The 16,958-nt window shown below is 61.1% G+C and carries 13 protein-coding genes; 3 read left to right on the top strand and 10 right to left on the bottom strand.

Annotated elements, in window-relative coordinates; translation table 11 throughout:
- The first annotated feature begins 83 nt into the window (after positions 1-83).
- The gene (locus X566_RS15545; protein WP_034469146.1) at positions 84-1,631 is read left to right on the top strand and encodes an acyl-CoA synthetase; all 1,548 of its coding nucleotides are present in this window, start codon (positions 84-86) and stop codon (positions 1,629-1,631) included.
- Positions 1,632-1,691: 60 nt separating this feature from the next.
- On the opposite strand, the gene X566_RS15550 is transcribed toward X566_RS15545, so the two are convergent.
- The 8 genes from X566_RS15550 to X566_RS15585 form a co-directional block, all read right to left on the bottom strand.
- Positions 1,692-2,591 carry a CoA ester lyase gene (locus tag X566_RS15550; RefSeq protein ID WP_206538709.1) on the bottom strand — a complete coding sequence of 300 codons (900 nt, stop codon included), beginning with the start codon at positions 2,589-2,591 and terminating at the stop codon, positions 1,692-1,694.
- 62 nt (positions 2,592-2,653) lie between these two features.
- A complete protein-coding gene (locus X566_RS15555; protein ID WP_034469149.1) occupies positions 2,654-3,859 on the bottom strand; it encodes a CaiB/BaiF CoA-transferase family protein in 1,206 nt (401 codons plus the stop codon).
- 108 nt (positions 3,860-3,967) lie between these two features.
- The gene (locus X566_RS15560) at positions 3,968-4,960 is read right to left on the bottom strand and encodes an ABC transporter ATP-binding protein (RefSeq protein ID WP_051444232.1); all 993 of its coding nucleotides are present in this window, start codon (positions 4,958-4,960) and stop codon (positions 3,968-3,970) included.
- On the bottom strand, positions 4,953-6,020 hold the full coding sequence (locus X566_RS15565; RefSeq protein ID WP_051444233.1) for an ABC transporter ATP-binding protein: 1,068 nt from the start codon (positions 6,018-6,020) through the stop codon (positions 4,953-4,955). The genes X566_RS15560 and X566_RS15565 overlap by 8 nt, the downstream gene beginning before the upstream one ends.
- 104 nt (positions 6,021-6,124) lie before the next feature.
- Entirely contained in the window at positions 6,125-7,018 is an 894-nt protein-coding gene (locus X566_RS15570) for an ABC transporter permease (protein WP_034469151.1), read from the bottom strand.
- A gap of 13 nt (positions 7,019-7,031) precedes the next feature.
- The gene (locus X566_RS15575) at positions 7,032-7,979 is read right to left on the bottom strand and encodes an ABC transporter permease (protein WP_034469153.1); all 948 of its coding nucleotides are present in this window, start codon (positions 7,977-7,979) and stop codon (positions 7,032-7,034) included.
- 93 nt (positions 7,980-8,072) lie between these two features.
- Positions 8,073-9,683: an ABC transporter substrate-binding protein gene (locus X566_RS15580; protein WP_034469154.1), complete on the bottom strand. Its 1,611-nt coding sequence runs from the start codon at positions 9,681-9,683 to the stop codon at positions 8,073-8,075.
- Positions 9,684-9,834: 151 nt separating this feature from the next.
- On the bottom strand, positions 9,835-11,433 hold the full coding sequence (locus X566_RS15585; RefSeq protein WP_034469156.1) for an ABC transporter substrate-binding protein: 1,599 nt from the start codon (positions 11,431-11,433) through the stop codon (positions 9,835-9,837).
- A 281-nt stretch (positions 11,434-11,714) separates the two neighbouring features.
- Here X566_RS15585 and X566_RS15590 point away from each other — a divergent pair, with 281 nt between their 5' ends.
- Positions 11,715-12,521 carry a cobalamin-binding protein gene (locus X566_RS15590; RefSeq protein WP_034469158.1) on the top strand — a complete coding sequence of 269 codons (807 nt, stop codon included), beginning with the start codon at positions 11,715-11,717 and terminating at the stop codon, positions 12,519-12,521.
- Positions 12,522-12,573: 52 nt separating this feature from the next.
- Entirely contained in the window at positions 12,574-13,917 is a 1,344-nt protein-coding gene (locus X566_RS15595) for an adenylosuccinate lyase family protein (RefSeq protein ID WP_034469161.1), read from the top strand.
- A 50-nt stretch (positions 13,918-13,967) separates the two neighbouring features.
- On the opposite strand, the gene X566_RS15600 is transcribed toward X566_RS15595, so the two are convergent.
- Complete coding sequence (locus X566_RS15600; protein ID WP_034469163.1) at positions 13,968-15,581, bottom strand: ABC transporter substrate-binding protein; 1,614 nt, start codon at positions 15,579-15,581, stop codon at positions 13,968-13,970.
- Between the two features lie 32 nt (positions 15,582-15,613).
- Positions 15,614-16,786: a M20 aminoacylase family protein gene (locus X566_RS15605; protein WP_034469164.1), complete on the bottom strand. Its 1,173-nt coding sequence runs from the start codon at positions 16,784-16,786 to the stop codon at positions 15,614-15,616.
- Positions 16,787-16,958 lie beyond the last annotated feature (172 nt).

A 16,958-nucleotide genomic window follows, 5' to 3' on the forward strand; every position in this document is an offset into this window, starting at 1 on the left:
CTTGAACAGCATTCCCAATCGATGTGTAAAATCCGTCAAGACCGGCGACAAGCCGGCGGGCCATTTTCCAAGGGGGACACGTCATGACGCATCCGTCGATTCATGCCCGCACGCACCCTGATAAGACCGCCTATCTGATAGCGGAGACCGGACAGGGCATCACCTATCGCCAGCTCGAGGACCGCTCCAATCAGGGCGCGCAGCTCTTCCGCTCTCTCGGCCTGAAGCGTTTCGATCATATCGCGATGCTGTTGGAGAACAGCACGACATTTCTGGAGATCTGCTGGGCGGCGCAGCGCTCCGGTCTCTACTTCACGCCGATCAGCTACTATCTGACCCGCGACGAGATCGCCTACATCCTCAAGGACTGTGGCGCGCGCGTGCTCATCACATCTCCGAAATGCTACGCGCAGGTGAAGGATCTCGTGGACGGCGCGCTCGATGGCGTCCATCTCTACATGGTCGGAGAGACTCGACCAGGCTTCCAATCCTGGGAAGGCGCACTTGCCGCGCAGCCCACCACGCGCATCGCCGACGAATCGATCGGCCGCGACATGCTGTACTCCTCGGGCACGACCGGACGCCCGAAAGGTGTCAAGCGCGAGCCGATGGAAGGGCCGGTCGAGACCACCGATCCGGCATTTCACATGCTGGCCACCGTCGCCTTCGGCATGTCGCAGGATGCTATCTATCTATCGCCCGCCCCGCTTTATCACGCGGCTCCGCTCGTCGCGAACATGATGATGGGCGCGCTCGGCGGGACATCGGTGATCATGCAAAACTACGATTCGGAGAACTTTCTGCGGCTGGTGGAGAAGCACAGGGCCACGGTGACGCAAGTTGTGCCGACGATGTTCGTGCGGATGCTGAAATTGCCGGAGGCAACGCGCAAAGCATACGACGTATCGAGCCTGAAAGTGGCGATCCATGCCGCAGCTCCCTGCCCGGCCGAGGTCAAAGCCAAGATAATTGACTGGTGGGGGCCGGTGATCGTCGAATACTACGGCGGCTCGGAAGGTAACGGCTTGACGTTCTGCAATTCAACGGAGTGGCTCGCGCATCGCGGCACGGTCGGCCGCGCCCTCGTCGGCAAACTGAAGATCGTGGATGACGACGACAACGAAGTGCCAACCGGTGAAATCGGTACCATCTACTTCGCCGACGGGCGGCCCTTCGCTTATTACAACGATCCGGAAAAGACGAAAGGTGCATTCAATAGCCGCGGTTGGTCCACACTCGGCGACGTCGGCTACGTCGATCAGGATGGCTACCTCTACCTCACCGACCGCAAGGCTTACATGATCATCTCCGGCGGCGTGAACATCTATCCGCAGGAGACCGAAGACGCGCTCATCACCCATCCGGATGTCACCGACGTCGCCGTGTTCGGAGTGCCGAACGAAGAGATGGGGGAAGAGGTCAAAGCCGTGGTCCAGCCTCGCGATATGGCGATCGCCGGCAAGGACCTGGAGGCCAAGCTGATCGCCTTCTGCCGCGAGCGGCTGTCACCGCTGAAGTGTCCACGCTCGATCGATTTCGAAGCGGAGCTGCCGCGCACGCCAACCGGCAAACTCGTCAAGCGCCACTTGCGCGATCGCTATTGGCGCAACCGCACACCAGCGCAGGCGTGAGGCTTGCTTGGCCGCCCCCTCACCACGCTTCGCGGGGAGAGATTTCATGGGCGACTCGCCCTATCCCGCCCGCCGCGCGGCGTATTTCGCCGCCTGACGCAGCACGTTGCGGGCACGATTGACCACCGGCACGTCGATCATCTTGCCCTCGAAGGTGACCGCGCCGAGGCCCTTCGCCATTGCGTCGTCATATGCCGCGATCATGGCTTCCGCCCGCGCGACGTCCGCGGCCGAATAGCCATATTGCTCGTTGAGGATCGCAACCTGGCTCGGATGCACGCAGGTCCCTCCAGCGAAGCCGAACTTGCGCGAGCGCTTGATGGTCTCACGAAACGCATCCAGGTCGGCGAAATCGGCGACCGTTCCCATGAAGCCCAGCGGCAAAATGCCGGCGCCGCGGGCTGCGATGATCATCGTCTGCTTGGCCAGCTGCAACGTCTCACCGATCGGCTCCATCGACAGCGCAAGGGCGAAGTCCTCCGCGCCAAGCGACATGGCGACCAGCCGCGGCGTGGCCTTCGCGATCTCGCGCAGCCGGAAGAACGCATCCGCGGTCTCGACCAGCGCCACCAGCTTGGTGTGGCCAACCGGCATACCGCGCTGCGCTTCGAATGTGTCGAGCAGTTCTGCAATGACCTGCAGATGCTCCGGACTCTCGGTCTTCGGACACATCAGCGCCAAAACGCCAGGGCCAACCGAGGCCTCGATGTCCAGAAACGCTTGGTGCCAGGGCCGGTTGATGCGCACCACCACATCGGCACCGGCCTTGCTGACCTCCTTGGCCGCGGCATGGATCAGCGTGCGCCCGCGCGGCTTCTCCGCCTCCGGCACACTGTCTTCCAGGTCGAGGATGTAAGCGTCGGCGCCGCGCTGGTGTGCCGTAGTAACAAACTTCTCGCGCGTGACCGGAACAAACATCAACGATCGCCATGCTGGCAGATCGGCACGCATATCGGGCATTGATACTTTCCTTGATGATCCACTCTTTACCGACGCATGACCCGACCATTCCAGGTCACGCACTAGATAATTCCTTCCGCCGCGAACTTTTCCAACGCATCCTCGCCAACGCCGATGCGGGCGAGGATTTCAGCGGTGTGCTGGCCGAGCGCAGGGGCCGGCAAGCGCAACACTCCCGGCGTCACCGAGAGTCGCGGCAGGATATTGTGCATGGTCACCTGCCCGACCTCCTCGTCCGGAACCTCGATCACAACCTCGCGCTCGCGCACATGCACATCGTCCACGAACTGGTCGATATCGTAGACCGGTGCGGCCGTCACCTCTGCGTTTTCGAACAAGGCGAGGCACTCGTCGAAATCCTTCGACGCGATGTATTCCCGGATCGGCTTTTCCGCTTCGTCGGTGTTGGCAAGCCGCGCGCTGTTGGTGGCAAAGCGCGGATCTTTGATCATGTCGGCACGGCCGATCATCGTATAGAGCCGCTCGGCCATCGACTGCATCGAGCCGGAGACGGAAATCCAGCGGCCATCCCGCGTTTTGAACACGTTGCGTGGGCTGGCCGTGTTGGAACGACTGCCGAGCCGTTTCGGCATGTGGCCGGTCGCGCGATAGCCCGCAGCATCGGCGCCAACGACAGAATGCATCGCCTCCAGCAGCGACAAATCGATCACCTGGCCCTTGCCACCCTTCACCTCAACCTCGCGCAGCGCCGTCATCGTCGCTGCCATGCCATAAAGGCCGGCGATCATGTCCGCCAACGCAGTCGGCGGCAGCACCGGCTCGCGATCGGCAAAGCCGGTCTTGGCGGCAAATCCGGACATCCCCTCGACCAGCGTGCCAAAGCCCGGCTTGCCAGCGTAAGGCCCGGTCTGGCCCCAACCCGAGATCCGCACGACGATCAGCTTCGGATTGCTCGTCTGCAACACATCGGGACCGATCCCCATTTTCTCGAGAGTGCCCGGGCGGTAGTTTTCGATCAGCACATGCGCCTGGTCGACCAATGCGCGCAGCAGTTTGCGTCCCTGTTCCTTTCGCAGGTCCAGCGTCAGGCTCTTCTTGTTGCGTGCGTAGGCTTTCCAAAAGAACGACTTGCCTGCGATCTTCCAGTCACGCAGCGGATCGCCCTTGCCTGGATCTTCCACCTTGATCACTTCGGCGCCGAAATCGGCCAGCTGCAGCGACAACATGTTGCCGGCGACGAGGCGCGACAGATCAAGCACGACAACGCCCTGCAAGGGGCCGGAGGCATCGGGTTGAAAGGGCGTCATGCTGTTCCCGTGCTAGAAGCACGACGAAGGAAGCCGGATCGGCGTCCGCATCGCGCTCAGATGAACTGGCGCGAACTTAGCAGCACCGACGGCTTCGGCAACATATGATTAGCGCAGGTGGCACGCCACGAATTGGCGCGGACTGATTTCACGCAACACCGGCGTTTCTTGGCGGCAACGCTCAACCGCATAAGGACAGCGGGTATGGAAATGACAACCGCTCGGCGGCTTCACCGGACTTGGGACGTCCCCCTGCAGGACGATCTTCTTGCGCTTGATTTTCGGGTCCGGCACCGGCACCGCCGATAGGAGCGCCTCCGTATAGGGGTGGCCCGGCTTGGTGAAAATGGTGGTCTTGTCGGCATATTCGACGATCTTGCCGAGATACATCACCGCGATCCGTTGACTGATGTGTTCGACCACCGAAAGATTGTGCGAGATGAACAAATACGACAGGCCAAGGTCGCGCTGCAGGTCCATCAACAGGTTGATCACCTGCGCCTGGATCGATACGTCTAGCGCAGACACCGGCTCGTCGCAGATGATCAGCTTTGGATTGAGTGCAAGCGCCCGCGCGATGCCGATGCGCTGACGCTGTCCGCCGGAGAACTGATGCGGGAAGTTTGCCATCTGCGCGCGCGTCAACCCGACGCGGTCGAAGAGCTTGGCGACCATCTCCTCCCGCGCCTCACCAGAGGCTATCCCGTGTGTGCTCAGCGGTTCGCCGACGATGTCGCCGACCGTCATCCGCGGATTGAGCGACGAATACGGGTCCTGGAAGATGATCTGCATCTGCCGCCGATACGGCTTCAACTCGGCCTTGCCGAGTTCGCGGATATCTCGGCCACCGACACGAATAGCGCCGTCGGTGGGCTCGATCAGACGCAAAATCGCACGGCCCACCGTCGATTTTCCGCAGCCCGATTCTCCAACGAGGCCGAGGGTCTCCCCCTCGTTGATGGTAAAGCTGACGCCATCGACCGCGAACACATGACCTACCACCTGCCGCAGGAACCCCTTGCGGATCGGAAAATGCTTTTTTAGTCCTTCAATCTCCAGGACCGGTGGACGGACGACGGCAATCGTCGCTGCCTCAACCATGAGCCCCCTCCTTCACGTTGCCCGGATGCCAGCAGGCAGCCCAATGGCCGGCGCGTTTCTCTTCATAGGGCGGAAACTCGGCCCGGCACTTATCGTCGGCACGGGCACACCGTGGCGCAAACGTACATCCTTTCGGCAGGCTATAGAGCGGCGGCACGATGCCGGGAATTTCCTGCAGACGGGAGACCGCTTCCGTCCTTTCGCCCCGCATCAGCCCGAGCCGCGGAATCGAAGCCATCAGGCCTTGCGTATACGGATGCTGCGGGTCGGCGAACAAATCCTCGACCCGCGCCTCCTCCACCTTGCGTCCCGCATACATCACGATCACGCGTTGCGCCATTTCCGCCACGACGCCGAGATCGTGGGTGATGAGCACGACGGCAGTGCCGAGCTTGCGCTGCAAATCGGCGATCAGCTCCAAAATCTGCGCTTGGATGGTCACGTCGAGTGCGGTGGTCGGCTCGTCCGCCAGCAGCACCTTCGGACTGCAGGCTAGCGCCATCGCGATCATCGCCCGCTGCCGCATGCCGCCGGAAAGCTGATGCGGATACTCCTTGGCCCTCTGCGCTGGCTCCGGAATACGCACCAAGGCCAGCATCTCGACGACTTTCTTGCGCAACTCCTCCCGCGGCATGGTCTGGTGCATGGTCAGCACCTCGCCGATCTGCCGACCGATCGTCATCACCGGATTGAGCGACGTCATCGGCTCCTGAAAGATCATCGAGATGTCGCGGCCGCGCATCGCCCGCATGTCCTCCTCGCTGAGTTTCAGCAGGTCTACCCCCTCCAGCACCACCTCGCCGCCGACGATCCGCCCTGGCGGATCGGCGATCAGCCGCATCAGCGAGAGCGCCGTCATGCTCTTGCCGCATCCGGATTCGCCGACGATCGCCAGCGTCTCACCCCGGGCGATGGCAAACGACACGCCGTCCACCGCCCGCACCGTGCCATTGCGGGTGAAGAAATAGGTTTTCAGGTCCGACACCGTGAGCAGCGGATCGGCGACGGCAATGCCCGCGATCGGTCTATCGCTATCGGCTGATGCCAACGGCTCGCTCATCCGGGGAGATGGTTCGTGCAGCGATTGGACTGACATACAAGACCCTCAACGCTCCTCTTGGGCATGATCCTGATCCGAAGACCGGCTTCGAGATGGATCATGCATCAACTGCGTAGCCGCGGATCAAGCAGATCGCGCAACGCATCACCCAGAAGATTGGCACCGAATACGACGAGGCTGATGGCAACGCCAGGAAAGATGACGAGCCATGGCGCGGTGCGCATGTATTCCGCCGCCGACTCCGACAACATCCGTCCCCAAGAGGGGTATGGCTCCGGCACGCCGAGACCGAGGAACGACAGCGACGCCTCAACCAGAATGGCGGAGCCGAATTGCGCCGTCGCCAGCACGATCAGCGGCGCGAGCGTATTGGGCAGCACGTGACGCACCGCGATCCACGTTTCGCCGATACCGATGGCACGGGCCGCCTCGACGAACGGCATCTCCTTCAATGCCAGAGTATTGGACCGGACGATGCGAGCGATGCTCGGCACCAGCGGGATGGCAATGGCAATGATGGTGTTCTGCAACGACGGCCCGAGCGAAGCCGCCATCACCAGCGCCATTACCAGTAGCGGCAGCGACTGCATGATATCGATGAAGCGCTGCACGATCAGATCGACCCAACCGCCAAAGTAACCAGAGGCAAGCCCGATCGGAATGCCGACCAGCAGCCCCAGCGCGGTTGCGCCGATCCCGACAGCGAGCGAAATCTGTGCCCCGCCGATGATCCGGCTCAGGATGTCACGTCCCATGAAGTCTGCACCGAGCCAATGCGCTGTGCCCGGCACAGCGAGCGAGGAACGCGCATTGGTGGCGGTGGGATCGTAAGGCGCCAGCCAGTTCGCACACAGCGCCGTGAATACGAACAGCAGGATAATAACCGCTCCGAAGGCGCCCAATGGATAGCGCCGCGCCAGGAACATTAGCGCCTGCCAGCGGGTGGAAACGTTGGCGCCGGCCTTGGCGAGTTCGGCGCTGTGATCGAGCGTGGTCATGACCGCACTCCCGTCATGCTTCCAGCCTGATCCGCGGATCAAGCAATGTGTAGGCAAAGTCCACCAGGAAATTCACCACCACCACCACGGCTGCGATGAACATCACCAGATTCTGGACGATCGGATAGTCCCGCGAGCGGATCGCTTCGACCAGGAAGCGGGCGACGCCCGGAATATTGAACACCGTCTCCGTGACGATCAGACCGCCGATCAAAAACGCGGCTTCGATGCCGATGATGGTGACGACCGGCAACAACGCGTTTCGGAGCGCGTGCTCATAGTTCACGGCGTTTTCCGACGCCCCCTTCGAGCGCGCGGTGCGGATATAGTCTTGCTTCAGCACCTCCAGCATGGATGAGCGCGTCAGCCGCATTACCAGCGCAGAGCTGCGGAAGCCGACCACCAGCGCCGGGATCGTCAGCATACCGATCTCCGCCCAAACGCTATCTGGCTGACGATTGTAGATCGGAATCCAGCCGAGCACCTGCACGAAAGCCATCAGCACCAGGAGCCCCAGCCAGAACGACGGCATCGACAGCCCCGAAAGGCTGATGACCCGCAGCAGGTAATCAAGGAACGTGTTGCGACGGACCGCGCTGATGACGCCGAGCGGGATGCCGATCAGCACCGAGAACACCAGCGCCAAACACGCGAGCTTGGCAGTCACCGGAATGCGCGGTGCGATCTCCTCTATCGCCGGACGCTCGCTGACGTAGGCATAGCCGAGATCACCATGCATCAAACCGGAGATCCATTGCCAATATTGCATCATCAACGGCTGATCCAGGCCGAGTTCCTGCTCTATCTTCAACTTCTGCTTTGGATCGACGATCCCGGCGGAGTCCACCAGGATATCGGCGATGTTGCCCGGCACCAATCGCATCACCAGGAAGATCAGGATCGACATGCCGAACAGCGTGAGCAGCATCAGCGCCAGACGACGTAACAGATAGCCGGTCATCTTGGGCGCCCTCCCTGGGCGCTGGGTTCTCGGTTTCTACCTATGTCCGTTCCGCCGGCCCCTGCACGCGCCGGACCGGCGACATCGGACCGACTACTTGTCCAGCCACGTTTCCTCGAAACGCGTGTTGTTGTAGATCGAGTTGTCATGCGCGACGTACCCCTTCACGTGAGGGTGCCAACAGTTGCCCGACAGCCCGTGCAGGATGATCGGCCGCGCAGCATCCTCCACCAGAATGCGCTCGATCTCCCAGACGATTTTCTTGCGCTTGTCCCGATCAAGCTCCCGCGACTGGGCGGCAAGCAGCTTGTCGACTTCCGCGTTGCAATATTGCGTATAGTTGCGCTCTGACTTGCAGGAATAGTTCTCCACCAGGTTGCCGTCCGGATCATCAACGCTAACGCCGGTCAGGTTGAAGCCGACCGTGTAATCCTTACGCGCGACCTTCGCATACCACTGCGGCGTATCAACAATTTCAAGTTCGCCTTCGATATAGATCTTCTTGAGCTGATCGATCAGGATCACCGCTGGATCGCGATAGGTCGGCAGATTGCGTGTTGGAATCTTCAGCTTCAGTGGCTTCTGGGCGCTGTAACCAAGCTTCTCCATGATCGCTTGCGCCTGCTTGATGTTCTTATCCGTGTCCGGCCCATAACCCGGAAGCGAGGCGACCATATCTTCCGGCATGCCCCACTCGCCGGTCGGGCGCGGCAGCATGCCTCCGCCGAGGCGCGCCGTTCCCTCGGCCAGGATCGTGTTGAACACCTTGCGATCCAGCGCCAGCGACATCGCCTTGCGGATGTCGGCATTGTCGAACGGCGGGTTGCTGCGGTTGACGATCAAGTTGCTCGACACGCCGGACGGGTTAAGCTCGCAGACAGCCTTCGGTGCCTGCGCCTTGATATCCTTCATCAAGGGGACCGTGATATCGGACGGATACGTGATATCGAACTCACCGGTCGTAAAGGCGAGCAGCCGGGTCGAGCGGTTCTCAATGATCTTATACGTGATCTCGTCGAGATACGGCCGATCCTTCTTCCAATAGTCCGGATTGCGGACGAGCCGGATCGATTCACCGCGCTTGAATTCAGCGAACTTGAAGGGGCCTGTGCCCACCGGCCTCGTGCGCATGGTCTGCTGCGGCACATGGCACGGATATACGGCCGAGAAACCGCTCGCCAGCAGCATCAATAGCCCCGGCTGCGGCTCACTCAAATGGAAGGTTGCTTCGTGGTCGCCGTTGACCGTGACCTCCTGCAGCTTGTTGTACCAGATCTTGCGCGGATTCTTGCGGAAGTCCTGTACGTCGCTTTTACCGATCAGCATGTGCCAGGTGCACTGCACATCCTTGGCCGTAAACGGTTTGCCATCGTGCCACGTCACGCCCTGCCGAAGCTTGAACGTCAGCTTGGTGTTGGTTGGGTCCCACGACCAGCTCTCGGCGAGATCCGGCACGATCGAGTCGATCGTTTCGTGCGGCTTGAGCTGATCGAACATGACGAGATTGTTGAACACCGCCATGAACGGTCCGGTGGCGGATACAGTCGATTCCTCAAGCAGCGATGCCGAGGGTGGGTTGTCGTTGTGGTACATGCGCAGGGTTCCACCGCGCTTCTGCGCCTCCGCCGGTGTCGCCAAAAGGCAAGCCAAAGCAGCCAATGCGCCGGAAACGTTTCCAAGCCAGCTCAGCGACCCGCTGCGCATCGTCACCTCCCGATGTCTCGCCACCTTCGCGGCGTTATGGTTGTTATCGCTCGATCCTTGAAAAGAATCTGCTGGATAGATTCTTTGGACAATCACACGGCGGCGCGCAAGCGCTTCCGAGCCTGCGAGCCGCACGTGCGGCGTTTTGCGCTTACTTGTCCAGCCAGACGTCTTCGAAGCGCGTGTTATTGTAGATTGCGTTATCGTGAACGACGAAGCCTTTCACGTGGGGGTGCCAGCAGGTTCCACCGACGTTGTGATCGATAATCGGCCGCGCGGCGTCATCCACCAGCAGCTTCTCGATTTCCCAGACGATCTTCTTGCGCTTCTCCTTGTCGCCTTCCTTCGATTGTTCCGAGAGCAGACGATCCACTTCCGGATTGCAGTATTCGGTGTAGTTGCGATCGGACTTGCAGGCGTAGTTTTCGACCAGGTTGGCGTCCGGGTCGTCAACACTGACGCCGGTGAGATTCATCCCGACCGAATAGTCCTTGCGCGCCACCTTCGCGTACCACTGCGGCGTATCGACGTTCTCAAGCTCACCCTCGATGTAGATCTTCTTGAGCTGGTCGATCAGGATCACCGCTGGATCGCGATAGACCGCGATGTTGCGCGTAGATATTTTCACCTTCAGCGGCTTCTCAGCGCTGTAACCCAACCCTTGCATGATTTTGCGCGCCTCGGCCTGGTTCTTCTCCACGTCGCTGCCGTAACCGGTCAGTTTCGAGAGCACCTCCTGCGGCATGCCCCATTCGCCTTGCGGCGCCGGCAGCATCGCGCCACCAATCTTCGACTGCCCTTCCGCCAGAATACGGCTGAAAGACGCACGATCGAGCGCAAGCGACATCGCCTTGCGGATTTCCGGCTTATCGAATGGCGGCGCGCTCCGGTTGACGATCAGGTTGTTGGTGACGCCGGTCGGCCCGAACTCACAAATCGCCTTCGGCGCCTGCGACTTCATGTCTCGCCCGAGCGGGATCGTAATGTCGGACGGGAATGTCATGTCGAAGTCGCCTGCCGCGAAAGCCAGCAAGCGGGTCGAACGATTCTCGACGATCTTGAACTCGATACCATCAAGAAACGGCCGGCCCTTCTTCCAGTAGTCCGGATTGCGCACGAGCTTGATGGATTCACCCCGCTTGTATTCGACGAACTTGAACGGCCCGGTCCCGATCGGCTTCGTTCGCATCTCCCGCTGCGGCACATGACAGGGATAGACCGAGGAGTACCCGGAGGCGAGCAACAGCGGAAACGCCGGCTGCGGCTGCTTCAACACGAAGATCGCCTCGTAGTCACCGTTGATCGTCACCTCGGCGAGGTTCTGGTACCAGATCGCCCGCGGATTCTTGCGGAAATCATCGTTGTTCGACCTGCCGATCAGCATGTGCCAGGTGCACTGCACATCCTTGGCGGTGAACGGCTTGCCATCGTGCCACTTCACACCCTCGCGCAGCTTGAAGGTGAGCTTGGTCTTCGTATCGTCCCATGACCAGCTCGTCGCGAGATCGGGGACGATCGTCTCCATGCTCTCATGGGGTTTCGACTGATCGAACAGCACGAGATTGTTGTAGATCGACATGTAAGGGATCGTGACCGAGATCGTCGCTTCCTCGAGCGTCGAGGCGCTGGGGGGATTGTCACGATGGGGGATACGCAGGATGCCGCCCTGTTTCTGAGCCAATGCGGAACCGACATTCCCGCCAAGAAACAACAGCACCGCCACGACGGCGGCCAAAGCGCGTCCCACCATGTTTCCTCCCATCATCGCGATCAGCGGCGCTTGCAGCGCTCTCTCGATCGATCTTTTCCCGGCGAGCCTAACACGGCTACTGATGAGAGCAATGGTTTCGCACCCATCAGGCATCGCCATCGCGGTGCAATATTCCAGCCAGTGGAATGGGCTCTCCGCCTCCAGACCCCCTTTTGTCATATCAGGCGCTCGCCATGCGTCGTGGATTTTGGCGCATGCCTGCTCTATTGCAGAGGCTCACCAAGCATCGCCCCTGATCTCCTCCAAGCAGCGTCGATCGTATGCGCCAGTTTCCACCCCGCCGCATCGTTTGCCTTACTGAGGAAACTGTCGAGACATTGTACCTGTTGGGAGAACAGGACCGGATCGTCGGCGTCTCCGGCTACGCAGTGCGGCCGCCGCAAGTCCGCAAGGAGAAACCACGGGTCTCAGCCTTCATCTCCGCTGACATTCCGAAAATCCTTGCACTCGAACCCGACCTGGTGCTGGCATTTTCCGACCTGCAAGGGCAACTGACCGCAGACCTGGCAAGGGCCGGCATCGCGGTGCATCTGTTCAACCAACGCAACATCGCTGGTATCCTGGCGATGATCCGCACCTTGGGTGCGCTGGTTGATGCGTCGGCAAAAGCCGACGTCCTCGCCGGCCATCTGCAGCGACGGATCGATGCGGTGGCCACCGCAAATGCGCAGCATTCCACTCGGCCGAAGGTGTACTTCGAGGAATGGAACGATCCGCTGATCAGCGGCATCGGCTGGGTCTCGGAATTGATCGAGATCGCTGGCGGACAGGACATCTTTCCCCATCTGCGGCACGAGCAGAGCGCCAAGGCCCGTATCGTCGAACCTTCCGCAGTCGTTGCTGGTGCTCCCGATGTCATCCTGGCCTCCTGGTGCGGCAAGAAGGTACGGACCGAGACATTCGGCCAGCGCCCCGGCTGGCACGCCATCCCGGCGGTCCGCGACGGGCGCATCGCCGAGATCAAATCGCCGGTCATCCTGCAGCCGGGGCCCGCGGCGCTGACCGATGGCCTCGACGCGATCTGCGCAGCGCTATGGGGCACAATTTCCCGGCCACCCGACATCTAAAAGTCATTCCAGGTATCAACATCGGCAAAACCATAAGAAACGGAATAATGCAATGAATGAGGACACACCGAAGGGCGCAAGGCTGCCGGACGCAGGCATCCGTAAGCTCTACACGCTGGAGAACCGCTGGCAGGCTTGGCTCGACGTCGAGGTGGCACTAGCCCGTGCGCAGGCTGATCTCGGCATCGTGCCGAAGGACTGCGCCGAGCAGATCGCTCGCTGTGCAAAGCTGGAGTTGCTCGACCGTGCACGCATCGACGAGGCGGATCGGCGGACCGGACACACCATCGTTCCGCTGGTGTGGGAACTGTCGCGCGTGGTCGGCGATCCCGCAGGCGGCTGGGTGCATTGGGGCGCGACCACGCAAAACATCGTGCAGACCGGGGACCTTTTGGTGCTGCGGCAGGCCCACGCGATTTTCGTCAAACTGATCCTGAAGATGCTGCAGGCGATGGCCGCCCTCGCCGAACGCAGCGCGAGCATGGTGATGCCTGCGCGCACGCACGGCCAGCATGCAGTGCCCGCAACCTTCGGCTTCAAGGTAGCGGTGTGGATCGACGAATGGCTGCGGCACCTGGAGCGATTGCACCAGGCCGAGCCTCGCGTGTTCGTCGCCATGTTGGGCGGCGCCGCCGGCACCTATGCTTCGCTCGGCGCACAAGGCCCTGCCGTGCAGGCCGGCATTGCCAAGTACCTTGCCATGACGCCGATGCAGGTACCTGCCCGCACGCTTGGCGATCACCTTGCCGAATACATCACGCTGCTTGGGTTAATCGGTGCCACCGGCGGCAAGATCGGCAGGGAAATCTACACGCTAATGAAAACCGAATTCGGCGAGGCGGAAGAACCCGTGCCGCCTGGCACGGTCGGATCATCGACCATGCCGCAGAAGCGCAATCCGAAAGTCTGCCAGGAGATCATCGCCCAGTCAGCAGAGCTGCGATCGGTCGTGCCGCTCGCACTGGAAGCCGCGATGACGGAGCACGAGGCAGACCGCGCCACCAGCTTGATGATGCGGGAAGCCACCTCACGCGCCTGCATTCTGATGGGCGATATGCTGGTACGGTTAGACTATGTCATGTCCGGCCTGCAACTCGATCCTGCACGCATGCGCGCCAATCTCGATCTCGGCGGCGGATTGATCATGGCGGAAGCCGTCATGCTGAAGCTCGGCGAAACGATCGGCCGACAGCACGCCCATGATATCGTGTACGACGCCGCGCAGGCCGCATTCGTCGAGCGCAAGTCCTTCGCCGACCTGCTCGCCGCCGATGCGCGCGTAACCAAACACCTCACACGCAAGGAGATCGACGCGCTGATCGACCCGGTCGGTTACATCGGTCTTTGTGCCGAGATGGCGCACGAGGCGGCCGCGCGCGCAAGAACCGCTGTATGATACGTGACTTGCAGAGCGCACGCCGTAACAGGCGAGCGTTCTCGGCACGCCTATTTCTGCGGCGTGATCTTGTCCGGCCGCGTGTACTGGTTGGTCTGGGCGATGTAGTTCAATCCCTTCTTGAACGCCCAGCTCGTCACCTCGAAATGCAACGGGATGACACCGAAGTCGTCCATCACCATGTGTGAGGCCTCTGCCAGCATCGCATTGCGCGCGGCATCATCCACAGTCGTCAGTGCCTTGGTCAGGAGCGCATCCATCGCCTTGTTCGAGTAGCCGCCGGGATTGGTCGTGCCGAAGCCAAGCTTCGGGTCCGGCGTCGCCGCCAGCGCTCGCAGCGGATTCGACATCTCGCCGGTATCGGCGCCCCAGCCCGCAAGCCAGATCCCGAACTCACGTTTGGTACGCTTGTCGAAGAAGGTCGCGGCCGTCATCGCATCGACCTGCGCTTTTAGCCCCACCCGATTGAGCATCTGCGCCACAGCCTGGGTAATTTGCGCATCGTTGACGTAGCGGTCGTTTGGTGTGCCGATCGTGAGCCCGAAGCCGTTCGGATATCCTGCCTCCGCAAGCAGCTTCTTCGCCTTCTCCGGATCGGGTTTAGCCGCCTGGATTCCTGGGTTCGTACCTGCCAGCGGATTGGGCAGGAACTCGGCAGCCGCTTGTGCCTGACCGCTCATGATGCGCTGGACGATGCCTTCGCGGTCGATGGCAAGCGAGATCGCTTCACGCACGCGTTTGTCGCGGAACGGGTTCTTTCCATCGGCACCTGTCACGCCCGGCGGGGCGTCGGCGACATAGTTGAAATGCAGGTAGATGATCCGGTTCGACAGCTTCGACGCAACCGTGAAATTCGGGTTTGCCTTGATCCGCGGCAAATCCTGGATCGGCGGGCTTTCGATGAAGTCAACATCGTTGGCGAGCAATGCAGCGACGCGCGCCGCGGAATTGGTGATCGGCCGCAAAATCACTTTCTTCCACGCCGGCTTCTCACCCCAATAGTCCTCGTTCCGCTCCATCACCAGTCGATCGCCCGGCGTAAACTGAGTGTATTTGAAGGGCCCGGTCCCGGCATACTTCAACTTGTTAAAGTCGTCCGTTTTCGGCCACTGCGCCACGCCCTCGCATCCCGCCCTGTTGAACTTCAAGTCCTCCGGCGCGCCGGCATTCTTGGCCGAGATGATTGAAACGCCGCTGACGGTGATCGGCATCAACGGAAACGGCGTTGCGGTCGTCATCACGATCGTATGCGGATCGGGTGCTGTGATGGTTTCAACCATGCGTGTGGAGGCGATGTAGGACGATGGCGAATTCTCGACCTTCGGCACGCGGCAGTAGGAGAAGATCACATCGCGGGCGGAGAACTCCCCCCCGTCGGCGAACTTCACGCCCTTGCGCAACTTGAATTCCCAAGTCTTGTCATCGACGGCCCGCCAGCTCTCGGCAAGCTTCGGCAGGACTTTCTGATTTTCGTCCTGATCGGTCAGGCGCTCATATACCTGGGTCGCCACCTGGATGTTCGGCGTCAGCACATGATAGTGCGGGTCGATTGAACTCGGCTCCGCCGCGAGCCCGATCCGCAATTCCTGCGCCGATGCGGCCGACAACAGCGAAATCGCCAGCGGCGCCGCAAGCACCACCAAACGGACAGTCCCCTTCAACATGCGTCGTCTCCCATAATCTCCGGACATCGTCCTTACGCGATCGGCAGCACCGTCTCGACCAGCCGCGCCCAGTAACTCATGCCGACGGGCGATGCCGCGTCGTTGAAGTCGTACTTCGCATTATGAAGCCCCGCGGTATCGCCATTGCCGATGAAGATGAACGCACCGGGCCGCTCCAGCAGCATGAAGGAAAAATCCTCAGCCCCCATTGAAGGCTGCATCGCAGTATCCACACGCGCAGCTCCTGCGATCTCCTGTGCGACGCGGGCAGCGATTCCGGTCTGCTCCGGATGATTTTCCGTCACGGGGTAACCGGTTGTCAGCGTGACATGCGCCTTGCAGCGATGCGCCGCGGCGATACCGGTGGCAACCTCATGGATGCGGATTTCCGCCTGCTCCCGCGTGGCGTTGTCCAGCGTGCGCAGCGTGCCGGCGACATAGACCCGATCGGGGATGATGTTGAACGCCGTACCAGCGTGAATCTGCGTGATCGAGAGAACCGTGCCAGCCAACGGATCGACATTGCGGGACACAATGAGCTGCAGCGAGGTTGCGATTTCGGCTGCGACGATCAACGGATCGACGCACAGATGCGGCTTGGCTGCGTGGCCGCCGGTGCCCTCGACCTCGATCTCGATGCGCGTGGACGACGCCATCATCGCCCCTGACTTCAGCGCGAAGCTGCCGACCGGCATCCCCGGCATGTTGTGCATGCCATACACCTCGTCGATCTTGAAGCGATCCATCAGCCCGTCCTGAACCATGGCTCGCGCGCCGGCACCACCATTTTCCTCGGCCGGCTGGAAAATGACGACGGCCGCGCCGTCGAAATTACGCGTCTCGGCGAGATAGCGCGCAGCACCAAGGAGCATGGAGGTATGGCCGTCATGGCCGCACGCGTGCATCACGCCTTTGTTCGTCGAGGCGTACGCCGCGCCGGTTTCCTCCTCGATCGGCAGTGCATCCATATCCGCGCGCAACCCAACCACCTTCGCGGACGTCGATTTGCGGCCTTTGATCACGCCGACCACGCCGGTCTTGCCGATGCCGGTGACGACCTCATCACAGCCGAATTCCTTCAGCCGCTGCGCGACCATATCCGCAGTTCGATGCACATCGTACTGCAGCTCCGGATGCCTATGCAGGTCACGCCGCCACGCCGTCACGTCATCAGCAAATTCGTGGATGCGGTTGATGATCGGCATACAGAGCTCCAGAACCAAAGTCAGATTCGGCTAAGCGGCCAAACAGCCACCAGCGCAAAGTGTTTGAGGCGAACGGCATTCCAACAAATCGGTCGCCATGTGGCAACTGCTTCACAGATGACACTTTTGTCCAACCGGCACGAATAACGTGCAATCCTGCTCAAAATTCACC

Source organism: Afipia sp. P52-10, assembly GCF_000516555.1.
In the GTDB taxonomy this organism is placed as follows: Bacteria; Pseudomonadota; Alphaproteobacteria; order Rhizobiales; family Xanthobacteraceae; genus P52-10.